The organism is Allobosea sp. BE125 (genome assembly GCF_031456075.1).
Taxonomy (GTDB): Bacteria; Pseudomonadota; Alphaproteobacteria; order Rhizobiales; family Beijerinckiaceae; genus Allobosea.
The window spans coordinates 136152-157864 of the sequence record NZ_JAVDTY010000012.1 but is presented as its reverse complement, the minus strand read 5'-3'; the positions used below and the strand labels follow the sequence as shown (position 1 = coordinate 157864).

At 66.5% G+C, this 21713-nt stretch carries 19 protein-coding genes; 11 read left to right on the top strand and 8 right to left on the bottom strand.

Annotation, left to right across the window (positions count from 1 at the left end; translation table 11 throughout):
* The 3 genes from J2Y55_RS24025 to J2Y55_RS24015 all read left to right on the top strand — a co-directional run bounded on the left by J2Y55_RS24025 (position 1) and on the right by J2Y55_RS24015 (position 1937).
* Positions 1 to 309 (top strand): DUF1330 domain-containing protein, encoded by a 309-nt coding sequence (locus J2Y55_RS24025; protein WP_310158572.1) that lies wholly within the window; start codon positions 1 to 3, stop codon positions 307 to 309.
* 107 nt (positions 310 to 416) lie between these two features.
* Positions 417 to 1520 (top strand): anhydro-N-acetylmuramic acid kinase, encoded by a 1104-nt coding sequence (locus J2Y55_RS24020; RefSeq protein WP_310158570.1) that lies wholly within the window; start codon positions 417 to 419, stop codon positions 1518 to 1520.
* A gap of 24 nt (positions 1521 to 1544) precedes the next feature.
* On the top strand, positions 1545 to 1937 hold the full coding sequence (locus J2Y55_RS24015; protein ID WP_310158566.1) for a VOC family protein: 393 nt from the start codon (positions 1545 to 1547) through the stop codon (positions 1935 to 1937).
* 139 nt (positions 1938 to 2076) lie between these two features.
* On the opposite strand, the gene J2Y55_RS24010 is transcribed toward J2Y55_RS24015, so the two are convergent.
* Both J2Y55_RS24010 and J2Y55_RS24005 read right to left on the bottom strand, forming a co-directional pair.
* Positions 2077 to 2844 (bottom strand): short-chain dehydrogenase/reductase, encoded by a 768-nt coding sequence (locus J2Y55_RS24010; protein ID WP_310158565.1) that lies wholly within the window; start codon positions 2842 to 2844, stop codon positions 2077 to 2079.
* Positions 2845 to 2891: 47 nt separating this feature from the next.
* Positions 2892 to 3674, bottom strand: coding sequence for an enoyl-CoA hydratase (locus J2Y55_RS24005; RefSeq protein WP_310158563.1), 783 nt, complete (start codon positions 3672 to 3674; stop codon positions 2892 to 2894).
* Between the two features lie 152 nt (positions 3675 to 3826).
* On the opposite strand from J2Y55_RS24005, the gene J2Y55_RS24000 reads away from it, so the two are divergent.
* Complete coding sequence (locus J2Y55_RS24000) at positions 3827 to 4720, top strand: aldose 1-epimerase family protein (protein ID WP_310158562.1); 894 nt, start codon at positions 3827 to 3829, stop codon at positions 4718 to 4720.
* A 127-nt stretch (positions 4721 to 4847) separates the two neighbouring features.
* Here the strand turns inward: J2Y55_RS24000 and J2Y55_RS23995 are convergent, their stop codons facing one another.
* Positions 4848 to 7397: a caspase family protein gene (locus tag J2Y55_RS23995; RefSeq protein WP_310158561.1), complete on the bottom strand. Its 2550-nt coding sequence runs from the start codon at positions 7395 to 7397 to the stop codon at positions 4848 to 4850.
* A 168-nt stretch (positions 7398 to 7565) separates the two neighbouring features.
* Positions 7566 to 8897 (bottom strand): MFS transporter, encoded by a 1332-nt coding sequence (locus J2Y55_RS23990; RefSeq protein WP_310158559.1) that lies wholly within the window; start codon positions 8895 to 8897, stop codon positions 7566 to 7568.
* Between the two features lie 183 nt (positions 8898 to 9080).
* Between J2Y55_RS23990 and cyoA the strand changes: the two genes are divergently transcribed.
* The 7 genes from cyoA to J2Y55_RS23955 all read left to right on the top strand — a co-directional run bounded on the left by cyoA (position 9081) and on the right by J2Y55_RS23955 (position 15937).
* Complete coding sequence (gene cyoA, locus J2Y55_RS23985; protein WP_310158558.1) at positions 9081 to 10256, top strand: ubiquinol oxidase subunit II; 1176 nt, start codon at positions 9081 to 9083, stop codon at positions 10254 to 10256.
* A 41-nt stretch (positions 10257 to 10297) separates the two neighbouring features.
* Positions 10298 to 12277, top strand: a complete 1980-nt coding sequence (gene cyoB / locus J2Y55_RS23980) for a cytochrome o ubiquinol oxidase subunit I (RefSeq protein ID WP_404979025.1) — start codon at positions 10298 to 10300, stop codon at positions 12275 to 12277.
* Between the two features lie 3 nt (positions 12278 to 12280).
* On the top strand, positions 12281 to 12928 hold the full coding sequence (cyoC, locus tag J2Y55_RS23975) for a cytochrome o ubiquinol oxidase subunit III (RefSeq protein ID WP_310158555.1): 648 nt from the start codon (positions 12281 to 12283) through the stop codon (positions 12926 to 12928).
* Positions 12925 to 13299, top strand: a complete 375-nt coding sequence (gene cyoD, locus J2Y55_RS23970; protein ID WP_310158554.1) for a cytochrome o ubiquinol oxidase subunit IV — start codon at positions 12925 to 12927, stop codon at positions 13297 to 13299. The genes cyoC and cyoD overlap by 4 nt, the downstream gene beginning before the upstream one ends.
* A gap of 101 nt (positions 13300 to 13400) precedes the next feature.
* Complete coding sequence (locus tag J2Y55_RS23965; RefSeq protein WP_310158552.1) at positions 13401 to 14138, top strand: SURF1 family protein; 738 nt, start codon at positions 13401 to 13403, stop codon at positions 14136 to 14138.
* A gap of 40 nt (positions 14139 to 14178) precedes the next feature.
* Positions 14179 to 15414 carry an ATP-binding protein gene (locus tag J2Y55_RS23960; protein ID WP_310158551.1) on the top strand — a complete coding sequence of 412 codons (1236 nt, stop codon included), beginning with the start codon at positions 14179 to 14181 and terminating at the stop codon, positions 15412 to 15414.
* Positions 15404 to 15937 carry a response regulator transcription factor gene (locus J2Y55_RS23955; RefSeq protein WP_310158550.1) on the top strand — a complete coding sequence of 178 codons (534 nt, stop codon included), beginning with the start codon at positions 15404 to 15406 and terminating at the stop codon, positions 15935 to 15937. The genes J2Y55_RS23960 and J2Y55_RS23955 overlap by 11 nt, the downstream gene beginning before the upstream one ends.
* Before the next feature lie 160 nt (positions 15938 to 16097).
* Here the strand turns inward: J2Y55_RS23955 and iolB are convergent, their stop codons facing one another.
* From iolB to J2Y55_RS23935, 4 genes are all read right to left on the bottom strand, one after another.
* A complete protein-coding gene (gene iolB, locus J2Y55_RS23950; protein WP_310158549.1) occupies positions 16098 to 16898 on the bottom strand; it encodes a 5-deoxy-glucuronate isomerase in 801 nt (266 codons plus the stop codon).
* Positions 16899 to 16911: 13 nt separating this feature from the next.
* Positions 16912 to 17811, bottom strand: coding sequence for a myo-inosose-2 dehydratase (gene iolE / locus J2Y55_RS23945; RefSeq protein ID WP_310158548.1), 900 nt, complete (start codon positions 17809 to 17811; stop codon positions 16912 to 16914).
* A gap of 137 nt (positions 17812 to 17948) precedes the next feature.
* Entirely contained in the window at positions 17949 to 19787 is a 1839-nt protein-coding gene (gene iolD, locus J2Y55_RS23940; RefSeq protein ID WP_310158547.1) for a 3D-(3,5/4)-trihydroxycyclohexane-1,2-dione acylhydrolase (decyclizing), read from the bottom strand.
* Between the two features lie 11 nt (positions 19788 to 19798).
* Entirely contained in the window at positions 19799 to 21712 is a 1914-nt protein-coding gene (locus J2Y55_RS23935; RefSeq protein ID WP_310158546.1) for a bifunctional 5-dehydro-2-deoxygluconokinase/5-dehydro-2-deoxyphosphogluconate aldolase, read from the bottom strand.
* Between the last annotated feature and the right edge of the window lies 1 nt (position 21713).

The following is a 21713-nucleotide window of genomic DNA, read 5'->3' as shown; positions in this document are numbered from 1 at the left end:
ATGGCGAAGGGCTATTGGATCGCGCGTGTCGATGTCGAGAACACCGCCGCCTATGACAGCTACCGCGCGCTGAACGCGATCGCCTTCGCCAAATACGGCGCGAAGTTCCTGGTGCGCGGCGGCGACTACAAGCTCGCCCGCGGTGAGGGTCGCAAGCACAACGTCGTCCTCGAGTTCAAGGACGAGGCGACGGCGCGTGCCTGCTACGATTCGCCGGAATACCAGGAGGCGGTGAAGTACCTCGCCCAGGCCGGCAAATCCGATCTTGTCATCATCGGCGGCTATGAGGGCGCCCAGCCGGGGGATTGAGGCGCTTGATTCTGGAATGACGCTTGTGGAAACCGCGGCGTCATCCCGGACAAGTCGCCCCCGGGTCCGGGATGACGCCGCGTTCGTGACCGAGGATGGCGAACATAGTGACGCTGGACGACAAGACCACCCTCACCGCCATCGGCGTCATCAGCGGCACCTCGATGGACGGTATCGACGTGTCGATCGTCAGCAGCGACGGCCAGCACACGCCGCGCTTCGGCGCCGGCGCCTCCTACCCTTATCGCGACAGCACCCGGCGTGAATTGCAGGCACTGGTCGCTGAGGCCGAGCGCGCGCTGACCGAACCGCTGATTGAGCTCGAGGCGGCGGTGACCGCCGATCATCTCGCCGCGGTCGAGCGCTTCATCGCTGAGCAAAAGCTCGATCCCGCCAGAATCGATCTCGTCGGCCTGCACGGCCAGACCGTTTATCACCGGCCCGAACAGCGCTTCACCCGCCAACTCATCGATGGGCCGGCGGTGGCGCAGGCACTTGGCATCGCCACCGTCGATCGCTTCCGCTACGCCGATGTCGCGGCGGGTGGAGAGGGCGCCCCCTTCGCGCCGCTCTACCACCGGGCGCTGGCGCAGGCGCTGGAGCAGCCAGTCATGGTCCTGAATCTCGGTGGCGTCGGCAACGTCACCTATATCGACGGCGAGACCGTGATCGCCTTCGACACCGGCCCGGCAAGCGCGATCCTCGATGATTTCGTGCTGCGCCGGCAGGGCCGCAGCTACGACGCGGACGGCGCGCTCGCAGCGAGCGGGCAGGTGCGGCAGGATCTGGTCGAGGTCTTCATGCAGAACCCCTATTTCGCCCGTCCCGCACCGAAATCGCTCGATCGCAATGATTTCCACCGCCGCGCCCAGGTGGTCGAGACCTTGCCGGATGCCGATGGCGCCGCCACGCTCGCCGCCTTCACCATCGAGAGCGTCGTCGCCTCGCTGCGCCATGTGCCTGGCGTGCCCAAGCGCTGGCTCGTCACGGGCGGCGGACGGCTGAACCGGCATTTCATGGCGCGGCTCGCGAGCCGCCTCGGCGTTCCCGTCGAGCCTGTCGAGGCGGCGGGCTGGGACGGCGATGCGCTGGAAGCCCAGACCTTCGCCTATCTCGCGATCCGCTCGGTCAAGGGGCTGCCGCTCAGCTTGCCCGGCACGACCGGCGCGCCGCAGCCGCTGACAGGCGGGCGCCTGAACCGCGTCGGCTGACCCCCCAGATCAAGGAGCATGGTAGTGAGCCTGGGCGGGATAGGTAACCTCGATTACACCGTCATCCTGTGCAGCAGGATGGCGCAAACGCGCGCATTTTACCGCGACATCATGCAGTTTCCGATCGAGATCGATCTTGAGAACTGGGTCAGCTTTCGTGTCGGCGCCGCGTTGCTTGCGCTGCGGCCGCGCGGCGTTTGGAGCGTCTGCGACGATGGCAAGACACTGCCCGGATCGGCGGCGGTTCAGCTTGCCTTTCGCGTGGCCCCTCCCGCTGTCGATGCCTGCCATACGGAACTGGTCGCCAAGGGCGTGCCGATCCTGAGGGAGCCGACGGATCTGTCCAATTGGCGTCACCGCACGCTGTTCTTTCGCGATCCCGAGGACAATATCATCGAGATCTACGCCGAGTATTGAGCCGCGAAACGGGTCTCGAAGGCGCCGTCTTTGCCGTCATTGCGAGGAGCAAAGCGACGAAGCAATCCAGGAGCGGCAGGGTTCGACGTCCCGCTGGATTGCTTCGTCGCCAATGCTCCTCGCAATGACGAGGAGAGCGTCACGCCCGAAAAGCCCCGCCGCCATCGACATCGAGCACGGTACCGCTGACATAGCCGCAGGCCGGCGAGGCCAGGAAGGCGGCGGCGTTGGCGATCTCCTCGGGCTCGATCAATCGGTCCAATGGCAGGTTCGTCAGCATCTCCTCCCAGCGGGCTTCGTCGCCAAGCGAGGTCGCAGCGCGCCGCTTGCTGAGCGAGATGATGCGGTCGGTGCGGGTCTGCGAAGGGTTGATGCCGAAGACGCGCACGCCCCAATCGACCGATTTTCCGCCGATTGCGCTGGTGAAGGCCATCAGGGCGGCGTTGCCGGTGCCGCCGCAGACATAGTCGTAGCGCGGGCTGCGCCCGGCTCCGCCGATGATGTTGACGATGATGCCGGCCTTCCGCTGCTTCATCCCCGCCAGATAGAGCTTGGTCAGATGGATATAGCCCGTCACCTTCAGCGCCCAGGCCTGTTCCCAAGTTTCCATGGACAGGTCGAGCAGTCCGCCGCCGGGGATCGCGCCGGCATTGTTCACCAGGATGTCGATATCGGGGTAGCTGGCTGCGACGCGCTCGCGCTCAGCCGCGACCGAGAGATCGGCGGCGCAGCTTGCGACGCGGTTGGCCTCGCCGAGGGCCGCCGCCGTGGCCGCGAGGCGCTCAGTGTCGCGCGCGACGAGGACCACGGAGCAGCCCTCTGCCAGGAAGGTTGTCGCGCAGGCTGCGCCGATGCCTTTCGAGCCGCCAGTGATCAGGACGCGGCGGCCGGTCAGTTTCAGATCCATGCGATTGGTCCTTGTTGCGATGGCGCGATGGCTGTCGTTCCGGGGCTCTATTCCCCGGTGAAGGCCGGCTCGCGCTTCTCCTTGAAGGCGCGCTGGCCCTCGCGATAATCGGCGCTGCTGAAGCAGGCCGCGATGGAGGCCTCGACAGCGGCGATGTCCCGCTCGCTCTCCGGGCGGGCGAGTTCGCTCAGTGCATGTTTGAGGGCGCGCAAGGTCAGCGGTGCATTGCCGGCGATCCGCGCGAGGTAGTCGCAGGCCTCTTGCTCGAAGCTGTCCGCGCCCCAGAGCGCGGTGACGACGCCCAGGCGCAGCGCCTCCTCGCCGGCGATGATCCGGGCGCTGAGCAGGAGGTCGGAGGCTGGGCCGAAGCCGAGCTTGGCCACCAGCATGCGCACGCCCTCATAGGCATAGCCGAGGCCGAGCCGCGCGGCGGGAACGCGGAAGCGCGAATCGGCCCGTGCCAATCTGAGATCACAGCTCATCGCCAGGCCGAAGCCACCGCCGAAGCAGATGCCGCGAATGAGCGCGATCGTCGGCTTGGCGGCATGGACCAGCGCGGCGCAGCCTTGCAGATAGGCTTCGTCATAGGCCCGGGTTTCGGTGGCGCTGTCGCGCTTCTCGCCGAATTGCGAGATGTCGGCGCCGGCGCAGAAGGCGCGCCCGCCTTCGCCAGCGACGACGATGGCGCGGACCTCGCGGTCGGCCTCCGCGCGGGCGACGAGGCCCGGCAGGCTCGCCCACATCTCATAGCTCATCGCGTTCATCTTCTGCGGCTGGTCGAGGACCAGCCGGGCGATGCCGTTTTCCGTCTCGTAGCGAACCGTGCCCATCTCTCCCCGCAAAGCTCCATGTCTCCGATCGCAAGCCATGCCTGCAATCATGCGATGCCGGCGGCAGAGTAGCCGAGTTCTTCCGGGATGGCTTAGGAATGCTGCGTCTGCGCCAGATGCGCGCCCGTCCGTCGAGAACCGGAGAGACCAGCATGCAACCCTCGCAAGCAAGCCACAGCATCGGCGACGCGGCATTGTCGGCGACGATCAAGCCGGACGGCGCCGAGCTGGTCAGCTTGCTGGGCGTGGAGGAGGGCGAGCTCCTCTGGCAGGCCGGGCCGCAATGGCCGCGTCACTCGCCGGTGCTGTTCCCGATCGTCGGGCGGCTGGCGGAAGGCCGGCTGCGGCATCAGGGTCGCGACTATCACCTGACCCAGCACGGCTTTGCACGTGACAGCCTGTTCGACTGGGTCGAGCGAAGCGAGGCGCGTGCGGTGCTGCGCCTGACCGAGAATGCGCAGACGCAAGCCATCTATCCATTCCGCTTCATCCTCGAATTGACCTACGCCATTGCTGACGGCGCATTGAGCGTGACGACGCGCGTGACCAATCCGGGCGATGTCGTGCTGCCCTGCAGCGTCGGCGCGCATCCCGCCTTCAACTGGCCGCTCATGCCCGGCGTTCCCAAAGAGCGTCATGTCTTGGAGTTCGGTGCGCCGGAGGAGGGGAGCGCCGTGCTGCTGACTGACGGATTGCTCGATGCGCGGGTGCCATTGCCCCTGCAGGGCCGTGTCCTGCCGCTATCGCCGGAGCTGTTCGTGAAGGACGCGCTGATCCTGCCTTCACTCGCCAGCCGCTCCGTCCGCTTCATTGCAAGGGACGAGGCCGGGCGTACGGCGCGAGCCATCAAGGTCTCGTGGGAAGGCTATCGCGATCTCGGCATCTGGTCGAAGCCCGATGGCGCGCCCTTCCTCTGCATCGAGCCCTGGTTCGGCATGGCGAGCCCGCTGGGCTGGGATGGCGAGTTCACGGAGAAGCCCGGCATCCTGCTGCTGGCGCCCGGCGAAAGCCGGGCGATGAGCTGGAGCGTCAAGGTCGAGGGGTGAGGCCGGGGCGTCCTCCGGCGTCCCGCTATTCTTGTTTTAACGCGTTTTCTCCGCGCAAACGCTTCGCGTTTGTCGCGAGCGAACCGGTGTCCACTTCGCTCGAAAACGCTCTAAGCCCTCGACCTGATCAGTGACAGACCGGCTCGCCGGGATGTCCGCAGTTCGGCCGCTTCTGCTGCTGCGGCGCGGGGTGCGGACGGGCGGCTTGCTGAGCCGCCTGCCGGGCGCGTTGCTGGGTCGCCTGCTGTTGGGCTTGAGCCGCTTGCTGCTGCCGCTGCCGCTGCTGCGCTGCGGCTTGGGCTGCCTGTTGTTGCCGCTGTTGCTGGGCAGCCTGCTGTTGGGCTTGAGCTGCTTGCTGCTGCCGTTGCTGAGCCGCCTGTTGGGCACGTTGCTGTGCCGCAGCCTGAGCGGCTTGCTGTTGGTGCTGCTGTTGAGCTGCCTGCTGGGCGCGTTGTTGAGCCGCGGCCTGGGCCGCTTGCTGCTGTCGCTGTTGCTGAGAGGCTTGCTGGGCGCGTTGCTGCGCGGCGGCTTGAGCCGCCTGCTGCTGTTGAGCAGCTTGTTGAGCGCGTTGCTGTGCGGCCTGCTGTTGGCGTTGAGCCGCGGCATCGTTTGTCGCGGCCTGCGGAGGCGAGGCGGGCGACGGGCGGGCGATGGTGGCAGGGGCGGCAGGCGGTGCCGCTTGTCCAGCCGGGCGGGGCGCCTGCGGGTTCGCCTGGGCAGGAGCGGCGGGCGTCTGCGCCACGCCGGGAGTCTGCGGCGGCGTGTTACGGCCGGCGGTGGCAGGCGCGTTGGGAGTGGGTAGCGGTTGCGCGCCCGGAACGGCGGGCAGGGCCGGCGCTTGGCCGGGGCGCAGCGGCTGCGCATGCGGCTGCAGATTGGCGGCTGGAGCGGCCTGGGCAGGCGCGGCCTGAGCGGGCATCTGGGGGCGAGCGCCGGGCAGGGCGTTGTTGACGGGCGCAGCCGGGTTCGGCGCGACTGCCTGGGGTGCCGCGACCGGCGGCTGGCCCGGGGCATTTGCGGGTCTTGGAGTGTCGGAAGGTCTTGCTTGCTGTCTCGCCCCATGCAGCGCCGCGGCGGCCGGCAATGCGACGGCTGCGGCGGCTATCGCGGCGCTCGCGACAGGATGCGCCTGGATGAAATTGGACGGACCGTTACCGGGAGCCGGCGTGGGCGCGGCCGGCTGCGGCGGCAGCAGATTGGCCGGGATGGGGGCAACTTGCTGGCCGGCCGGATTGGTGACGATCGCCGTCTGATTGGCCTGGTTGATCACCACCGTGTTGTGGATGTTGACATTGACGACATTGAGCGGCGGCGGGGCGACATAGGCCGGGCGCTCGATCCAGGCCGGAACCGGATGATAGACCGGGATCGGCAGCACGAAGGCGACGGCGGGCGGCGGGGGCGGCGGCAGGTCGACGAAATAGGCCGGCCGCGGCGGCAGGAAGAACACCGGCACCGGCGGCGGGGGCGGCAGATCGTAGACCGGGTCCGCGAAATAGACGGCCGGGCGCTCGACATAGACGATCTCCTCCGGCGGGGGCGGCGGCACGTCATAGGCGAGCATGGCGAAGGCGGCCGGCGGCTCCAGCACGGCCGCGAAATGGCTGAGGCGGCGGCGCGCATCATAGGCATGGGGGCCGCGCGGATAGCGCCGCAGATAGGACCAATAGGCATCGGGCGTATCGGCGAAGGCGCTCTCGCGCCAGGTTGCGGCCTCGCGGCGTGCGGCGACGATGGCGCGCACGCGCTTGGCGAGCGGGTCGCTGGGATAGGCGGCGAGGAAATCGAGATAGCCGCGCATCGTGTCGCGCGTCAAAGCCGCAAGATAAGCCTCGCCGGCATCGAAATCGCGGATCGGCCTGGAGCGCAATTCGGAGAAGCGGACGGCTTGCGCTTGCGGGGCGGCCTGGCTGCGTTCGAAGAACAGGAACGGCGCCTGCACGCGCGAGACCTGCCAGGGCAGTTCGGCGCCATGCGTCAGGGCGTCGACGCGCAGGCGGACGCGCTCGAACAGGTCGTCTAGCGGTAGGCCGCCTTCCTTGATCATCTCCGAGAGGGCGGTCGCATAGGCGCCATAGGGCCCCTTGTTGTCGGGGCCGATCGTGCCTGGCGCGGCGTTGAAGGCGAGCAACGTGCCGGCATCCGGCTGCATCAGGGCCAGGCCGCCGGCGAGAGGCTGCCCGGATCTAGCGAAGCCATTGGCATAGGCGGCATCGAGCACGACGATGCGCGCCTTCAACGGTACGGCCGCCAGGGACTTGGTGAGGTCGCTCAGCCGAACCGCCTCGAGCGGCACATCGGTATCGCGCGCGATCCGCGCATCCACAGGAACGAGATAGTTCTCGCCCTCGAATTGCACGCCGTTCCCGGCGAAATAGACCAGCGCGACGGTGTCTGGCCCGGAGGCACCAGCCTTGTCCAGGAATTCGCGCAGCGAGGCGCGCAGCGTCGCGGTGTCGAGGTCGCGCGCGCCGACGACGTCGAAGCCGGCGGCCTGAAGGGTCTGTGCGATCAGGCCGGCATCATTGGCGGGTGTCGCCAGCGGGCTCGCCTGATAGGCGCCGTTGCCGATGACCAGCGCGATCCGCTTTTCCAGCTGCTGGGCGTGGCTGGGACTGAAACCTACGGCGACGCAGAGCGCGACGACCGCCAGACGGAGGAGATGAAGCCCAGGCATTGCGCCCTCCCGGCAAGGACAAGTCAGAGCGCTGCAGTGTCGAGGCCGCGCCATGAACCGGGATTGAATGAAGTGCGGCCAAATCCAGGCAAATATAGGGAAGATTTTGGGACCGGAATCGGCTTTTCGTAAGCGAAGACGGGCGGTTCCGCCGAATTATCGACTTCGTCAGACTTGCGGAGTCTCGGGTTTGCGTCTCTCCCATCTCTGGTTGAGCCGCAGCGCGACCAGGGTACAGGCCGCTCCCGAGAGCAGATAGGCGCCCGCGGAAATCAGGCCGAACTGGGTCGAGAGCAAGAGGGCTGCGAGCGGGGCGAAGCCTGCGCCGAAGAGCCAGGCGAGATCCGAGGTCAGCGCCGAGCCGGTATAGCGAAAGCCCGGCGAGAAGCTCGAGGCGACGGCGCCGGAGGACTGGCCGAAGGACAGGCCGAGCAGCACGAAGCCGACGATCATGAAGACCGTCTCGCCGACCACGCCGCCATCGAGCAATTGCGGCGCGAACCCGCTGAAGACGGCGATCGCCACCGCGCAGCCGCCGAGCAGGGAACGCCGCCCGATCCTGTCCGCGATCAGGCCGGAGGCGACGATCGCCGCGATCCCGAAGACGGCGCCGACGGCTTCGATGATCAGGAAGCGCGCCGGCCCCTCCTGCGTGAACAGGAAGACCCAGGACAGCGGAAAGACTGTGACCATGTGGAACATGGCAAAGCTCGCCAGCGGCGCGAAGGCGCCGATCAACACGCTGCCACCCTGGCTGCGCAGCGTGTCGCGGATGCGCGCGGGATGGAGGTCGCGGTTCTCGAACAGGTTTTGGTAGTCCGGCGTGGCGACCATGCGCAGCCGGGCGAACAGGGCCACGACATTGATCGCGAAGGCGACGAAGAACGGGTAGCGCCAGCCCCAGCTGAAGAAATCCTCGGCCGAGAGATTACCGACGAAGAAGGCGAAGAGCACGCTCGCCACGATCAGCCCGAGCGGCGCGCCGAGCTGCGGGATCATCGCATACCAGCCGCGATATTTGTCGGGGGCGTTGAGGGCGAGCAGCGAGGCCAGCCCGTCCCAGGTTCCGCCAAGCGCGATGCCCTGGCCGACGCGTGCCAGCGCCAGAAGCCAGATCGAGGCCGCGCCGATCTGCTCGTAGCCCGGCAGGAAGGCGATGGCCACGGTCGAGGTGCCGAGCAGGAACAGCGCGATCGTCAGCTTGGCGCTTTTGCCATAGGCGCGGTCGACGGCCATGAAGATGACGGTGCCGAGCGGGCGCGCCACGAAGGCCAGGGCGAAGATGGCGAAGGAATACAGCGTGCCGGTCAGCGGATCCAAATAGGGGAAGACGAGCTTGGGGAACACGATCACTGATGCGATCGCATAGACGAAGAAGTCGAAGAACTCGGAGGTCCGGCCGATGACGACGCCGATCGCGATCTCGCCCGGATTGATCTCGCCGTGGCGCGCGTTGATGATCCTGGCGTCGCGTTCCGCTGTCGTTGGTGTGGTTGACATGTGCGCCCGAGCTCGCATCGTTTGGCGATCCGCCGGCCCGTAGCCTGACGGCAGTCCGCTTTTCACTCATGCACTTCTGACTGATGACAGGCTAGGCGAGGATTGGGCAAATTGTCCAATGTTCCGCTTGACGCTCAGCCGCTAGCGCTCATCCTGACAGATTAACGCTGACAGGTTGGTGCCGTGAGCCGTTTTCGGATCATCGCCGTACTGCCGCTGCTCGCGCTATTGGGCGGCTGCAATTTCGTCGTGCTCGCTCCGGCGGGGGATGTGGCTGCGCAGCAGCGCGACCTCGTTGTCATCTCGACCATCCTGATGCTGCTGATCATCATACCGGTGATGGCGCTCACGGTCTTCTTCGCCTGGCGCTATCGGCACTCCAACAAGGAGGCGCGCTACGAGCCCGATTGGGATCACTCGACCGGGCTCGAACTGGTGATCTGGTCGGCGCCGCTGCTGATCATCATCTGCCTGGGCGCGCTGACCTGGATGGGCACTCATCTGCTCGATCCTTATCGCCAGCTCGGGCGCATCGCGGCCGGCCGTCCCGTCCCGCAGGCGGCCAAGCCGCTCGAGGTGAACGTCGTCGCGCTCGACTGGAAATGGCTGTTCATCTACCCCGAATACGGGGTGGCGACCGTCAACGAGCTCGCAGCCCCGGTCGACCGGCCGATCAGCTTCCGCATCACGTCCTCCTCGGTGATGAACTCCTTCTATGTCCCCGCGCTCGCCGGCCAGATCTATGCGATGGCCGGCATGCAGACGCGGCTCCACGGGGTGATCAACCGGCCCGGCCGCTATCAGGGCTTCTCGGCGAATTATAGCGGCGCCGGCTTCTCCGGCATGCGCTTCGCCTTCCACGGGCTGACTGATGCCGATTTCGACGGCTGGATCGCGCAGGCGAAGGCAGCGGGAGCGACGCTCGATCGCGCCAGTTATCTGCAGCTGGAGCGGCCGAGCGAGAACGATCCGGTGCGCCGCTATACGAATGTCGATCCGAAGCTCTTCAACGCCATCCTCAACATGTGCGTCGAGCCGGGCAAGATGTGCATGAACGAGATGGCCGCCGTCGACGCCAAGGGCGGGCTCGGCCTGGCCGGCATCGCCAATACGCTGCCGCTCTCCTACGACAAATATGCCCGCCGCGGCGCGGTCTTCGGCGCAGATCCGAGCTATGTGCTCAGCGTCTGCACCACCGAGGAGGCCGCGGCGATGCAGGCGCGGGCGCCGGCGCCGATGACGCCGGTTCCGCCCAAAGCGAGCGCGATCCGCGGTGCCGGCCTGCCACTGCCCAATCTCTCGCTCCGTCGCCTGGACTCGCTCCTGCTGTCCGGCCCGGGCCGCCCATCCAATTCCTGAAGCGAGATAGTCCGGTGCCTGACGCTTCCGCTCTCCTCAAGATGATCTTCGGCCGATTGACGCTGGAGTCGTTCCCGCTGCACGAGCCGATCCTGCTCGTGACCTTCGCCGCGGTCGTGCTTGGCGGCATCGTCGTTGTCGGCGCGCTGACTTATTTTCGCGTCTGGGGCTATCTCTGGCGCGAATGGTTCACCAGCGTGGACCATAAGAAGATCGGCATCATGTACATGGTGCTCGGCCTCGTCATGCTGCTGCGCGGCTTTGCCGACGCGATCATGATGCGCCTGCAGCAGGCCATGGCCTTCAACGGCTCGGAAGGCTACCTCACCGCGCATCACTACGACCAGGTCTTCACCGCCCATGGCGTGATCATGATCTTCTTCGTGGCGATGCCGATGGTCACCGGGCTGATGAACTTCGTCGTGCCGCTGCAGATCGGCGCGCGCGACGTCTCCTTCCCCTTCCTCAACAATTTCAGCTTCTGGATGACGACGGCCGGCGCCGTCCTCGTCATGATGTCGCTCTTCGTCGGCGAATTCGCGCGCACCGGCTGGCTCGCCTATCCGCCGCTCTCGGGCATCGGCTACAGCCCCGATGTCGGGGTCGACTATTACATATGGGCGCTGCAGGTCGCAGGCATCGGCACACTGCTGTCGGGCATCAACCTCGTCTGCACCATCGTGAAGATGCGGGCCCCGGGCATGACGATGATGAAGATGCCCGTCTTCACCTGGACGTCGCTATGCACCAACGTCCTGATCGTAGCGGCCTTTCCGGTGCTGACGGCGGTCCTCGCGCTGCTCTCGCTCGATCGCTATGTCGGCACCAACTTCTTCACGAACGACTTCGGCGGCAGCCCGATGATGTATGTGAACCTGATCTGGATCTGGGGCCATCCGGAGGTCTACATCCTGATCCTGCCGGCCTTCGGCATCTTCTCCGAGGTGACCTCGACCTTCTCGGGCAAGCGCCTCTTCGGCTACACCTCGATGGTCTACGCCACCGTCGTCATCACAATCCTGTCCTATCTGGTCTGGCTGCACCATTTCTTCACGATGGGCTCCGGGGCGAGCGTGAATTCCTTCTTCGGGATCACGACGATGATCATCTCGATCCCGACCGGCGCCAAGATTTTCAACTGGCTGTTCACGATGTATCGCGGCCGCATCCGCTTCGAACTGCCGATGATGTGGACGCTCGCCTTCATGCTGACCTTCACGGTCGGCGGCATGACGGGCGTGCTGCTGGCGGTGCCGCCGGCTGACTTCGTGCTGCACAACAGCCTGTTCCTGGTCGCCCATTTCCACAACGTCATCATCGGCGGCGTGCTGTTCGGGCTCTTCGCCGGCATCGTCTACTGGTGGCCCAAGGCCTTCGGCTTCAAGCTCGATCCGTTCTGGGGCAAGCTCTCCTTCTGGTTCTGGGTGGTGGGCTTCTGGTTCGCCTTCATGCCGCTCTACATCCTGGGCCTGATGGGGGTGACGCGCCGGATGCGTGTCTTCGACGACCCGTCCCTGCAGATTTGGTTCGTCATCGCGGGCTTCGGCGCCTTCCTGATCCTGCTCGGCATCGTCGCCTTCCTCGTGCAGATCGGCGTCAGCATCCTCAGGCGCGACAAGCTGCGCGAGACCACCGGCGACCCTTGGGACGGCAGGACGCTGGAATGGGCGACCTCGTCGCCGCCGCCGGCCTATAATTTCGCCTTCACGCCGGTCATCCATGACAACGACGCCTGGTCGGACATGAAGCGCCGTGGCTATCAGCGCCCGCTCGGCGGCTACAAGTCGATCCATATGCCGAGCAACACGCCGACCGGGATCATCCTCGCCGGCCTGAGTATGGCCGTCGCCTTCGGCCTGATCTGGTACATGTGGTGGCTGGCCGTGCTCGGCTTCGTGGCGCTGCTCGCCGTGACGATCGCCCACACCTTCAACTACCACCGCGATTTCCACATCCCTGTCGAGGAGGTGGTGCGCACGGAAGCGGAGCGTACCCGCCTCCTGGCCGGCGCGGGAGCCTGAGCCATGACGACAGCCGATATCGCCGCGCAAGACGACGCCAAGACTGCCAATGCCGAGATCGCCTTCTACCTGAAGGACGAGCACGACCATCCGGAAGGCTCGAGCACCGCGCTCGGCTTCTGGATCTATCTGATGAGCGACTGTCTCATCTTCGCGGTGCTGTTTGCGATCTATGGGGTGCTCGGCGCGAACTATGCCGCGGGGCCTTCGCCCAAGGACCTGTTCGAGCTGCCGCTGGTCGCGCTGAACACGACGATGCTGCTGCTTTCATCGATCACCTATGGCTTCGCCATGCTGACGATGGAGAAGGGCCGTGTCGCGGCGACCCAGATCTGGCTGGCGGTCACCGGCCTGTTCGGCCTCGCCTTCCTCAGCATCGAGCTCTACGAGTTCCACCACCTGATCGAGATCGGCGCGACGCCGCAGCGCAGCGCCTTCCTGTCGGCCTTCTTCACCCTCGTCGGCACCCACGGCCTGCACGTGACCTTCGGCACGATCTGGCTGGTGACGCTGATGGTGCAGGTCGCCAAGCACGGGCTGATCGCGGCCAACCGCCGCCGCCTGATGTGCCTGAGCATGTTCTGGCACTTCCTCGACGTCGTCTGGATCGGCGTCTTTACCTTCGTCTATCTCACGGGAATGCTGCGATGAGCTCCGAAGCGCATGGCGATCACGGCGACCATGGCGATCATGTCGAGGCGCATGGTTCGTTTCGCGGCTATCTGACCGGCTTCCTGCTCTCGGTCGTGCTGACTGCCATCCCGTTCTGGCTGGTCATGAACAACGTCCTGGACAACAAGCAGGCGACGGCAATCATCATCATGGCCTTCGCCGTGGTCCAGATCGTCGTGCACATGGTCTTCTTCCTGCACATGAACGGCCGCTCGGAGGGCGGCTGGACGATGCTGGCGCTGATCTTCACGATCATCCTCGTGGTCATCGCGCTGACCGGCTCGCTCTGGGTGATGTACCACCTCAACACCAACATGATGCCCGGCCACGACATGAGCCAGATGCAGTGATGCGCCCGGCCAGGCGGCAGGCAGCGCCTGCCACGCTGGGCAAGCAAGCGCGTGATGATGGCGATGGGGCGGCGAGCGGGCGGGGCCGTGGGCCTCGCTCGATGGGCCTGCTCGTCCTCCTCGGCAGTGTCGCCCTCATCGGCGTTCTGGGTTTCCTGGCGCTCGGCATCTGGCAAGTACAGCGCCTTGGCTGGAAGGAGGCGCTGATCGCTCGCGTCGAGAGCCGCATCCATGCGGAGCCGGTGCCAGCTCCCGGCCCGGCGAACTGGGCGGCGGTCGCGGATGACGAATACCGGCGGGTGCAGGTGAGCGGGTTTTTCCAGCAGGATCGCGCAGCCTTCGTGCAGGCGGTGACGGAGCGCGGCGGTGGCTACTGGCTCATGACGCCGCTGCGCACCGGCGCGGGCTTCACGGTGCTGGTCAATCGCGGCTTCGTCACGCCTGAGCAACGCAATCAACTGAGCGCACCGGCCTCCGCGTCGGGTGGTCAAGCCCCGGATGCGCAGGTCACGGTCAGGGGCCTCCTGCGCCTGAGCGAACCCGGAGGCGGCTTCCTGCGCCACAATGATCCCGCCGCCGATCGCTGGTATTCACGCGATGTCGCCGCGATCGCGGCTGTACGTGGCCTTGGCGAGGTCGCGCCCTATTTCATCGATGCCGATGCGGCGCAGGGTCCCGCGGGCTTTCCCGTCGGCGGGCTGACAGTGCTGCGCTTTGCGAATAATCATCTCGTCTACGCGCTGACCTGGTTCACGCTGGCGCTCATGCTCGCCGCGGCGGCGGCCTTCGTCATTCGCGGCGAGTATCGGCTGCGGCGCGCAGTGGAGAACGAGCATTAGCGTTCAGGACACGACAAGCCGGAAGAACCTGCTGCTCCTGGTGCAGCTGCGCTGGTTCGCCGTCGGCGGCCAGGTGCTGACCATGCTGATCGTGCAGCTCTGGTTCGGCATCGCCTTGCCGGTGCCGCAGATGGCCGGCGTCATCCTGTTCCTGGTCGGTCTCAACGTCGTCAGCCTGCTGCGCCATCGGCAGAACACCGAGATCAACCATGGCGAACTCGTCGCCGAACTGATGCTCGACGTCACCGCGCTGACGATCCAGCTCTATCTCAGCGGCGGTGCGAGCAACCCTTTCATCTCACTCTATCTCCTGCAGATCGCGCTCGGCGCCGTGCTGCTCGAGGTCTGGGCGGCCAGGCTCCTGGTCGTCGTCGCCAGCGGCTGCTTCATCGGGCTGATCTTCTCCTATCGGCCGCTGGTGCTGCCGCCGGAACTGGCCGGAGAGCTCCTTACGCTGCACATCCAGGGCATGTTCGTCTGCTTCGTGCTGGCGGCGAGCCTGCTCGTCTTCTTCATCGCGCGGATCAACCGGAACCTGCGCATCCGGGATTTTCACCTCGCCGATCTGCGTCAGCGCGCGGCGGAGGAAGACCATATCGTCAGGATGGGCCTGCTGGCCTCGGGCGCTGCCCATGAACTCGGCACGCCATTGGCGACGCTCTCGGTCATCCTGAATGACTGGCAGCGCATGCCCGTCTTCAGGAGCGATCCCGATCTCGTCCAGGAGGCCGGCGAGATGCAGAGCCAGATCGACCGCTGCAAATCGATCGTCACCGGCATCCTGATGTCCTCCGGCGAAGCGCGCGGCGAGGGGCCGGTGAAGACCACCGTCAATGGCTTCGTCGATGGCCTGGTCGCGGAGTGGCGCTCGCATCGCTCGCCCATCGCGCTCGACTACGACAATCGCTTCAGCCCTGACGACAGCATCGTCTCCGACCCGGCCCTGAAGCAGGTCATCTTCAACGTCTTCGACAATGCGCTCGAGGCCTCGCCGCATTGGGTCGGGGTCACCATCGGCCGGCGCGGCGACGAGCTGCTCATCGCGGTGGATGATGCCGGGCCGGGCTTCGACCCGACGATCCTCGCCGAGCTTGGCCAGCCCTATCGCTCGACCAAGCAGCGCCCCGGCAGCGGGCTGGGGCTCTTTCTCGTGGTCAATGTGCTGCGCAAGCTCGGTGGCACGGTGACGGCGCGCAATCGCATCGGCCGCGGCGCCCATGTCACGCTCGCGCTGCCTCTGGCGAGCCTTTCTCCGGGAGCTGTCGATGCAGCCTGAGCGCACGCTCCTGATCGTCGAGGACGACCCTTCCTTCGCGCGTGCCTTGCGCCGCTCCTTCGAGCGTCGCGGCTACGTGGTCTTGTCCTGCGACAGCGTCGCCGGCCTGCAGGACCTGCTGGCGACAGCCTCCCCGGGCTATGCCGTCGTCGACCTCAAGCTCGTCGGCGGCTCCGGCCTGGAATGCATCAAGCTGCTGCATGGGCACGATCCGCTGATGAAGATCGTGGTGCTGACCGGTTTCGCCAGCATCGCCACGGCGGTCGAGGCGATCAAGCTCGGCGCCTGCCACTACCTCGCGAAGCCCTCCAACAGCGACGATATTGAGGCGGCCTTCGAGAAGTCGACCGGCAATGCGGAGGTGCCGCTTTCGCAGCGGCCGACCTCGCTGAAGAACCTCGAATGGGAGCGCATTCACGAAACCCTGGTCGAGACGGATTTCAACATCTCGGAAACCGCCCGGCGGCTTGGGATGCATCGCCGGACGCTGGCGCGGAAGCTCGAAAAGCGCCGCGTCAACTGAGGCCCTCGCGCGGAACCCTGCCCGCTCCTCGTGGCCTCGCCGGGTGGAGCCGTTTCGCTCAGAGCCGGTTTGGAAACTCCAGCCCTCATCCTTCGAGACGCCATTCCCAAGGGAATGGCTCCTCAGGATGAGGGCTCAGGAGGTTTCCAGACAGCCTCGCTCAGCTCTCCAGCATCCATTCATGGGCGGGGTCGTTGGCGAATTTCCAGACCCGCTTCGGCCCCGCCATGACGTTGAGATAATACAGCTCGTAGCCATGCGGCGCGGCGACCGGATGGTAGCCCCTGGGCACGAGCACGACATCGCCATCCTCGGCCGCGAGCGTCTCGTCGAGCGCGCGGTCGTCGGTGTAGACGCGCTGGAGGGCGAAACCCTGCGCTGGCGAGAGGCGGTGGTAGTAGGTTTCCTCCAGCAGCGATTCCTGCGGCAGCGCGTCCCGGTCGTGCTTGTGCGGCGGGTAGCTCGACCAAGAGCCCGAGGGCGTGATCACCTCGACCACGAGCAGGCTTTCGGCAGGCTCGGTCTCGGGCAGGATGTTGCGGACATGGCGGGTGTTCGTGCCCTGGCCGCGTGTCAGGCAGCCGACATCCCTTGGCGCGATGACGCGGGGTTTGAGCCCCGGCTTGCCCGGGGCCGAGCACACAGCCATTTCGCAGGCGCCTTCGGCCGTGACGCTCCAGGATGTTCCGGCCGGCACATAAAGCGACCAGGGGTCGGGCTCGAACGGGGAATTGCGGCCGCCAATCGTGCCGAACTCCGTGCCGCCCGCGCTGGCCGCGACCTTGCCCGCGAGCAGGACGATGCAGATCTCGCGATCGCCCGTCTCCTTCGACAGGCTCTGGCCGTCGGTGAGCTTGTAGACCTCGAAGCCGACATGGTCCCAACCGGCCGATGCCGGCGTGACGTTGTGGATGCGGCCCTCGGAATCGCGGGCGGCGGGTTTGACGAGCAGTTTCGACATGATGTGCTCCGGCTCAGGCGAGCCCGGCCTCCTTCAGGCTCAGCCTCAGATGGGCGACGCCCCTCTTGGCATAGGTCAGGGGATGGGCCTTCTCAGGGTCCTGCTCGGCCTCGACCACGACCCAGCCGGAATAGCCGGGCAGGGCGCGGAAGACGGCGGGATAATCGACCATGCCGTCGCCGGGCACGGTGTAGACGCCGAGATCGCCGCCCTGGCCGAGGACGGCATCGAGAAAGCTCCAGTCGCCGGCCTTGGCCTGCTCCATCACGCTCTCTCGCACATCCTTGGCATGGACATGGCTGATCCGCTCCCGATAGCGCGCGGCGAGCGCGGCAGGGTCGGCCCCGCCCCAGCTTGCGTGGCCGGTATCGAGCAGCAGATGCACCGCCTTGCCGGTTGCCGCCATGAAGGCGTCGATATCCGCCTCGCTCTCGACGATCGTGCCCATATGATGGTGATAGACCAGCCGGACGCCTTCGCTCAGCGTGCGCTCGGCGATCTCGGTGACCCGCTTGCCGAATTGTGCCCAGTCGCCCGCCGCCATCACCGGCCGTTGCGAGAGCGGCTTGCCGCGGTCGCCATGGATCGCGTTCGAGGTCTCGGCGAAGACCAAGACATTCGAACCCATCGCCTTGAGCAGATCGAGATGCGGCCGCAGCTGGATCATTTCCGCATCGGCGTCGCGCAGCAGCAATTCGGCAGAGTACCAGCCCGAGATGCAGGCCATGCCGAAAGGCGCGAGCGCAGCCTTGAGCGCGGCGGGTTCGCGCGGGAATTTATGGCCGAGTTCCATGCCCTCAAAACCGGCCTGGCGGGCCTCATCCAGGCAGGTTTCGAGCGAGGTCGCGCCGCCGATCTCCTGCAGGTCGTCATTCGACCAGCCGATGGGGTTGGCGCCGATGCGGATAGGCATGTCGTTGGTTCCGTAATCTTCGAGGTGATCAGAGAGAGGCACGGTTCCCCGTCATTGCGAGCGAAGCGAAGCAATCCAGGAGTCTCACGCACCCTCCTGGATTGCTTCGCTTCGCTCGCAATGACGATGGTATTCGATCATGGTCGCGTCTTGAGCGCGTCGTCATAACGTTGGCGGGCCTGGACGACCTCGGCTCGCGTCGAAATCTCGGGCACCGCGACATCCCACCAATGCCCGCCGGCATCGGTCGAGATTGCCGGGTCGGTGTCGATCACGATGACGCTGGTGCGGTCATGGGCCCTGCTCTCGCGTAGCGCCTCATCGAGTTCGGCAAGGCTTGCCACCTTGCGCGAGACCGCCCCGAGCGAGGCGGCGTGGGCAGAAAAATCGATCGCCGGCAATGTCTCGTGACGGCTGTCGGCCAGGAGATTGTTGAACGGAGCGCCGCCGGTCGCGCCCTGCAGTCGGTTGATGCAGCCAAACCCGCGATTATCGAGCACGACGATGGTGAGCTTCAGCCCCAGCATCACCGAGGTCGCAATCTCGGAGTTCATCATCAGATAGGAGCCGTCGCCGACCATGACGACGACCTCGCGGGCGGGGTCGGCCATCTTCACGCCGAGCCCGCCGGCGATCTCGTAGCCCATGCAGGAATAGCCGTATTCCATGTGGTAGCCGCCAGGCGCGCCGGCCTGCCAGAGCTTGTGCAGCTCGCCCGGCAAGCCGCCGGCGGCACAGACGACGACATCGGACGGCTTGCTCCAGCGCTGCACGGCGCCCAGCACCTGCGCGTCGCTCGGGAGCGCTGCGTTGCCGGCCTCGGTGTAACGCGAGGCGGTCGTGAGCCAGTCGGTCTTTGCCGCCTTCGCCTGCGCCGTCCAGGCCTCGGGCGCGCGGTGGCCTGCAAGCGCCGCTTCGAGTTCGGCGAGCCCGGCGCGGACATCGCAAAGGAGGGGCTGGGCGCGCTGCTTGCCGGCGTCGAATGCCTGCACATTCAGCCCGATGATGCGGCAGGCAGGGTTGGCGAAGAGCGACCAGGATCCGGTGGTGAAGTCCTGCAGGCGCGTACCGATGGCGAGCACGACATCGGCCTCTCCCGCCATGGCATTGGCCGCGCCGGTCCCGGTGACGCCGATCGCGCCGAGATTGAGCGGATGATCGAAGGGCAGGGTGCTCTTGCCGGCCTGCGTCTCGGCCGCTGGCAGCCCATGCGCCTCGCAGAAGCGCGCGAGTTCGGCCTCAGCCTCGCCATAGAGCACACCGCCACCGACCACGACGAAGGGCTTTTTCGCGGCCTTGAGCAGCGCGGCCGCTTCAGCCAGTTCGACTTCGTCCGGCCGCTGGCGGCGCGGCGTCCAGATGCGCTCGGCGAAGAAGCCTTCCGGATAATCAAAGGCCTCGGCCTGTACGTCCTGGCACAAGGCTAGCGTCACCGGCCCGCATTCGGCTGGATCGGTGAGAACGGCGATAGTGCGCTCGAAGGCCGGTATCAATTGCTCGGGCCGGGTCAGCCGGTCGAAATAGCGCGAGACCGGCTTGAAGCAGTCATTGGCCGAGACGGTGCCGTCGCCGAAATCCTCGATCTGCTGCAGGACCGGGTCGGGCCGGCGTCCGGCGAAGACATCGCCCGGCAGGAGCAGGAGCGGCAGGCGGTTGACATGGGCGACCGCGGCGGCGGTGACCATATTGGTCGCGCCGGGGCCGATCGAGCTCGTCACTGCCATCATCCGGCGCCGCCGGGAGGCCTTGGCGAAGGCGATCGCCGCATGCGCCATCGCCTGTTCGTTATGGGCGCGGTAGGTCGGCAGCGTGTCGCGTGCGCCATGGAGCGCCTCGCCGAGGCCCGCGACATTGCCATGGCCGAAAATCGCCCAGACACCGGCAAAGAGCGGCAGGGTCTGCCCGTCGATCACTGTTTTCTGCGCGGCGAGCGCCTTGACCAGCGCCTGCGCCATGGTGAGCCTGATCGTGGCCATCGGCTGTCTCCTCACCGGCTTTCCCAGGCAGCGGCTAGCTTGCCGAAGTTCTGTGCCATCCGCGCAGTCGCGGCTTCGTCGTCGATCGCGCCCGAAAGCCATGCGCGCGCCACCTCGCCGAAGATGGTGCGGCCGACCGCGAAGCCCTTGACCGAGGCGGCATTGCGCGAGCCCCGGAAGGCCTGCATGACGATGTCCTCCGGCGCATCGAGCCCGAGCAACAGCACGCCGCGGCAATAGGGATCGCGCGTCGCGATCATAGTGTCGATCGCCTGCCAGGCGGCGGGCGAGGGCTGGGTTTCCAGCTTCCACCAATCCGGCCTTATGCCGATGGCGTACAGCCGTTCCATCACCAGCGCCGTGCTATCGTCATGCAGCGGGCCGTGCTTGGAGGCGATGATCTCGACCAGCAATTCGCGCCCGACCTGCCGGCAGGCCAGCGCAACGCGCTTCAGCACCGCCTCCTGTGCGGCCTTGAGCTCGGCAGGGTCGTCCGGGTGGTAGAAGCACAGGCATTTGGCGATGTGATCCACCGGCCATTCCGCCAGCGTTGCCCCCAGCGAGCCGGTTGCGTCCGTCTCGAGCACCAGCGGCCGCGAGCCCGGCAGTTCGAGCGGCCGCGCGATCCAGAAACCGTGGTCGCCGGCCCGGAACAGCGCCTCGCGGCCATGCTTGCCGTCGATCAGCATGCCGAAGCCAGGCCGCCCGGCTGCGACCCGCGCGGCGGCCGCGACCGCGAGCGTCTTGAAGGCGGCGATGCGCGCGCGCGGGGCGCCCACGGCGTCGGCCATATCCTCCAGCTGGGCACGATGGTCGATGGCGAGCGCCATGATGCCGGCGGGCTGGGGTCGCCGCGTCGTCGCCCAATGGACGTGATTGATCTCGACATCGTGGCGCAGCGCGCGATGCTTCGAGCCCTGCTTCAGGAAATATTGCAGCTCCGGGAAGGTCGGGCTCTCCGGCGAGCAGAGCAGCCGCGAGACCGCGAAGGCGCCGCAGGCATTGGCCCAGGCGCAACAGGTCTCGATCGGCTCGTCACGCAGAAAACCGCGCAGGAAGCCTGACATGAAGGCGTCGCCGGCGCCCAGCACGTTATAGACCTCGACAGGGAAGCCCGGCCCCTTGATGCCGTCCTCGATCGAGGCGGGGATCGCGCCGGTGAAGACCACGCAGCCCATCGGCCCGCGCTTGCAGACGATGGTCGCGGTGCTCAAGCTGCGGATCGTGCGGATGGCGGTGAGCGTATCCTCGGAGCCGCCGGCGGCGTGGAGTTCCTCCTCGGTGCCGACGATCAGGTCGCAATCCGGCAGGATCTCCTGCAAATGCCGCGTCACATTATCGGACCGGACATAACGTTCCTCGCCGGCGGCATGGCCGGCCAGGCCCCAGAGATTGGGCCGGTAATCGACGTCGAACACGACCTTGCGGCCATGCTTGCGGGCGAAGCGGATCGCCTTTTTCTGCGCGGCGGCGGCATCGGGAATGGCGAAATGCGTTCCCGTCACGACGACCGCCTTGGCCGAGGCGATGAAGGCCTCATGGATCTCGCTCTCATGCAAGGCCGCATCGGCGCAGTCGCTGCGATAGAAGATCAACGGAAAGGTCTTCTCGTCGCGCACGCCCAGGATCACCAGCGCTGTCAGGCGCTTGGGATCGGTGACGACGCCTTGCGTCTCGACGCCCTCGCGTTCGAGTTGCTCGAGGATGAACCGGCCCATCTGCTCGTCGCCGACGCGGGTGATCACCGCCGATTTCAGCCCGAGCCGTGCCGTGCCGATGGCGATATTGGTCGGGCAGCCGCCGACGGCCTTGACGAAGGTCCCCATATCCTCCAGCCGGCCGCCGATCTGCTGGCCGTAGAGATCGACCGAGGAGCGGCCGATGGCGATGACGTCGAGCGTCGTGTCGGAGGCGGCTGTCGGCATG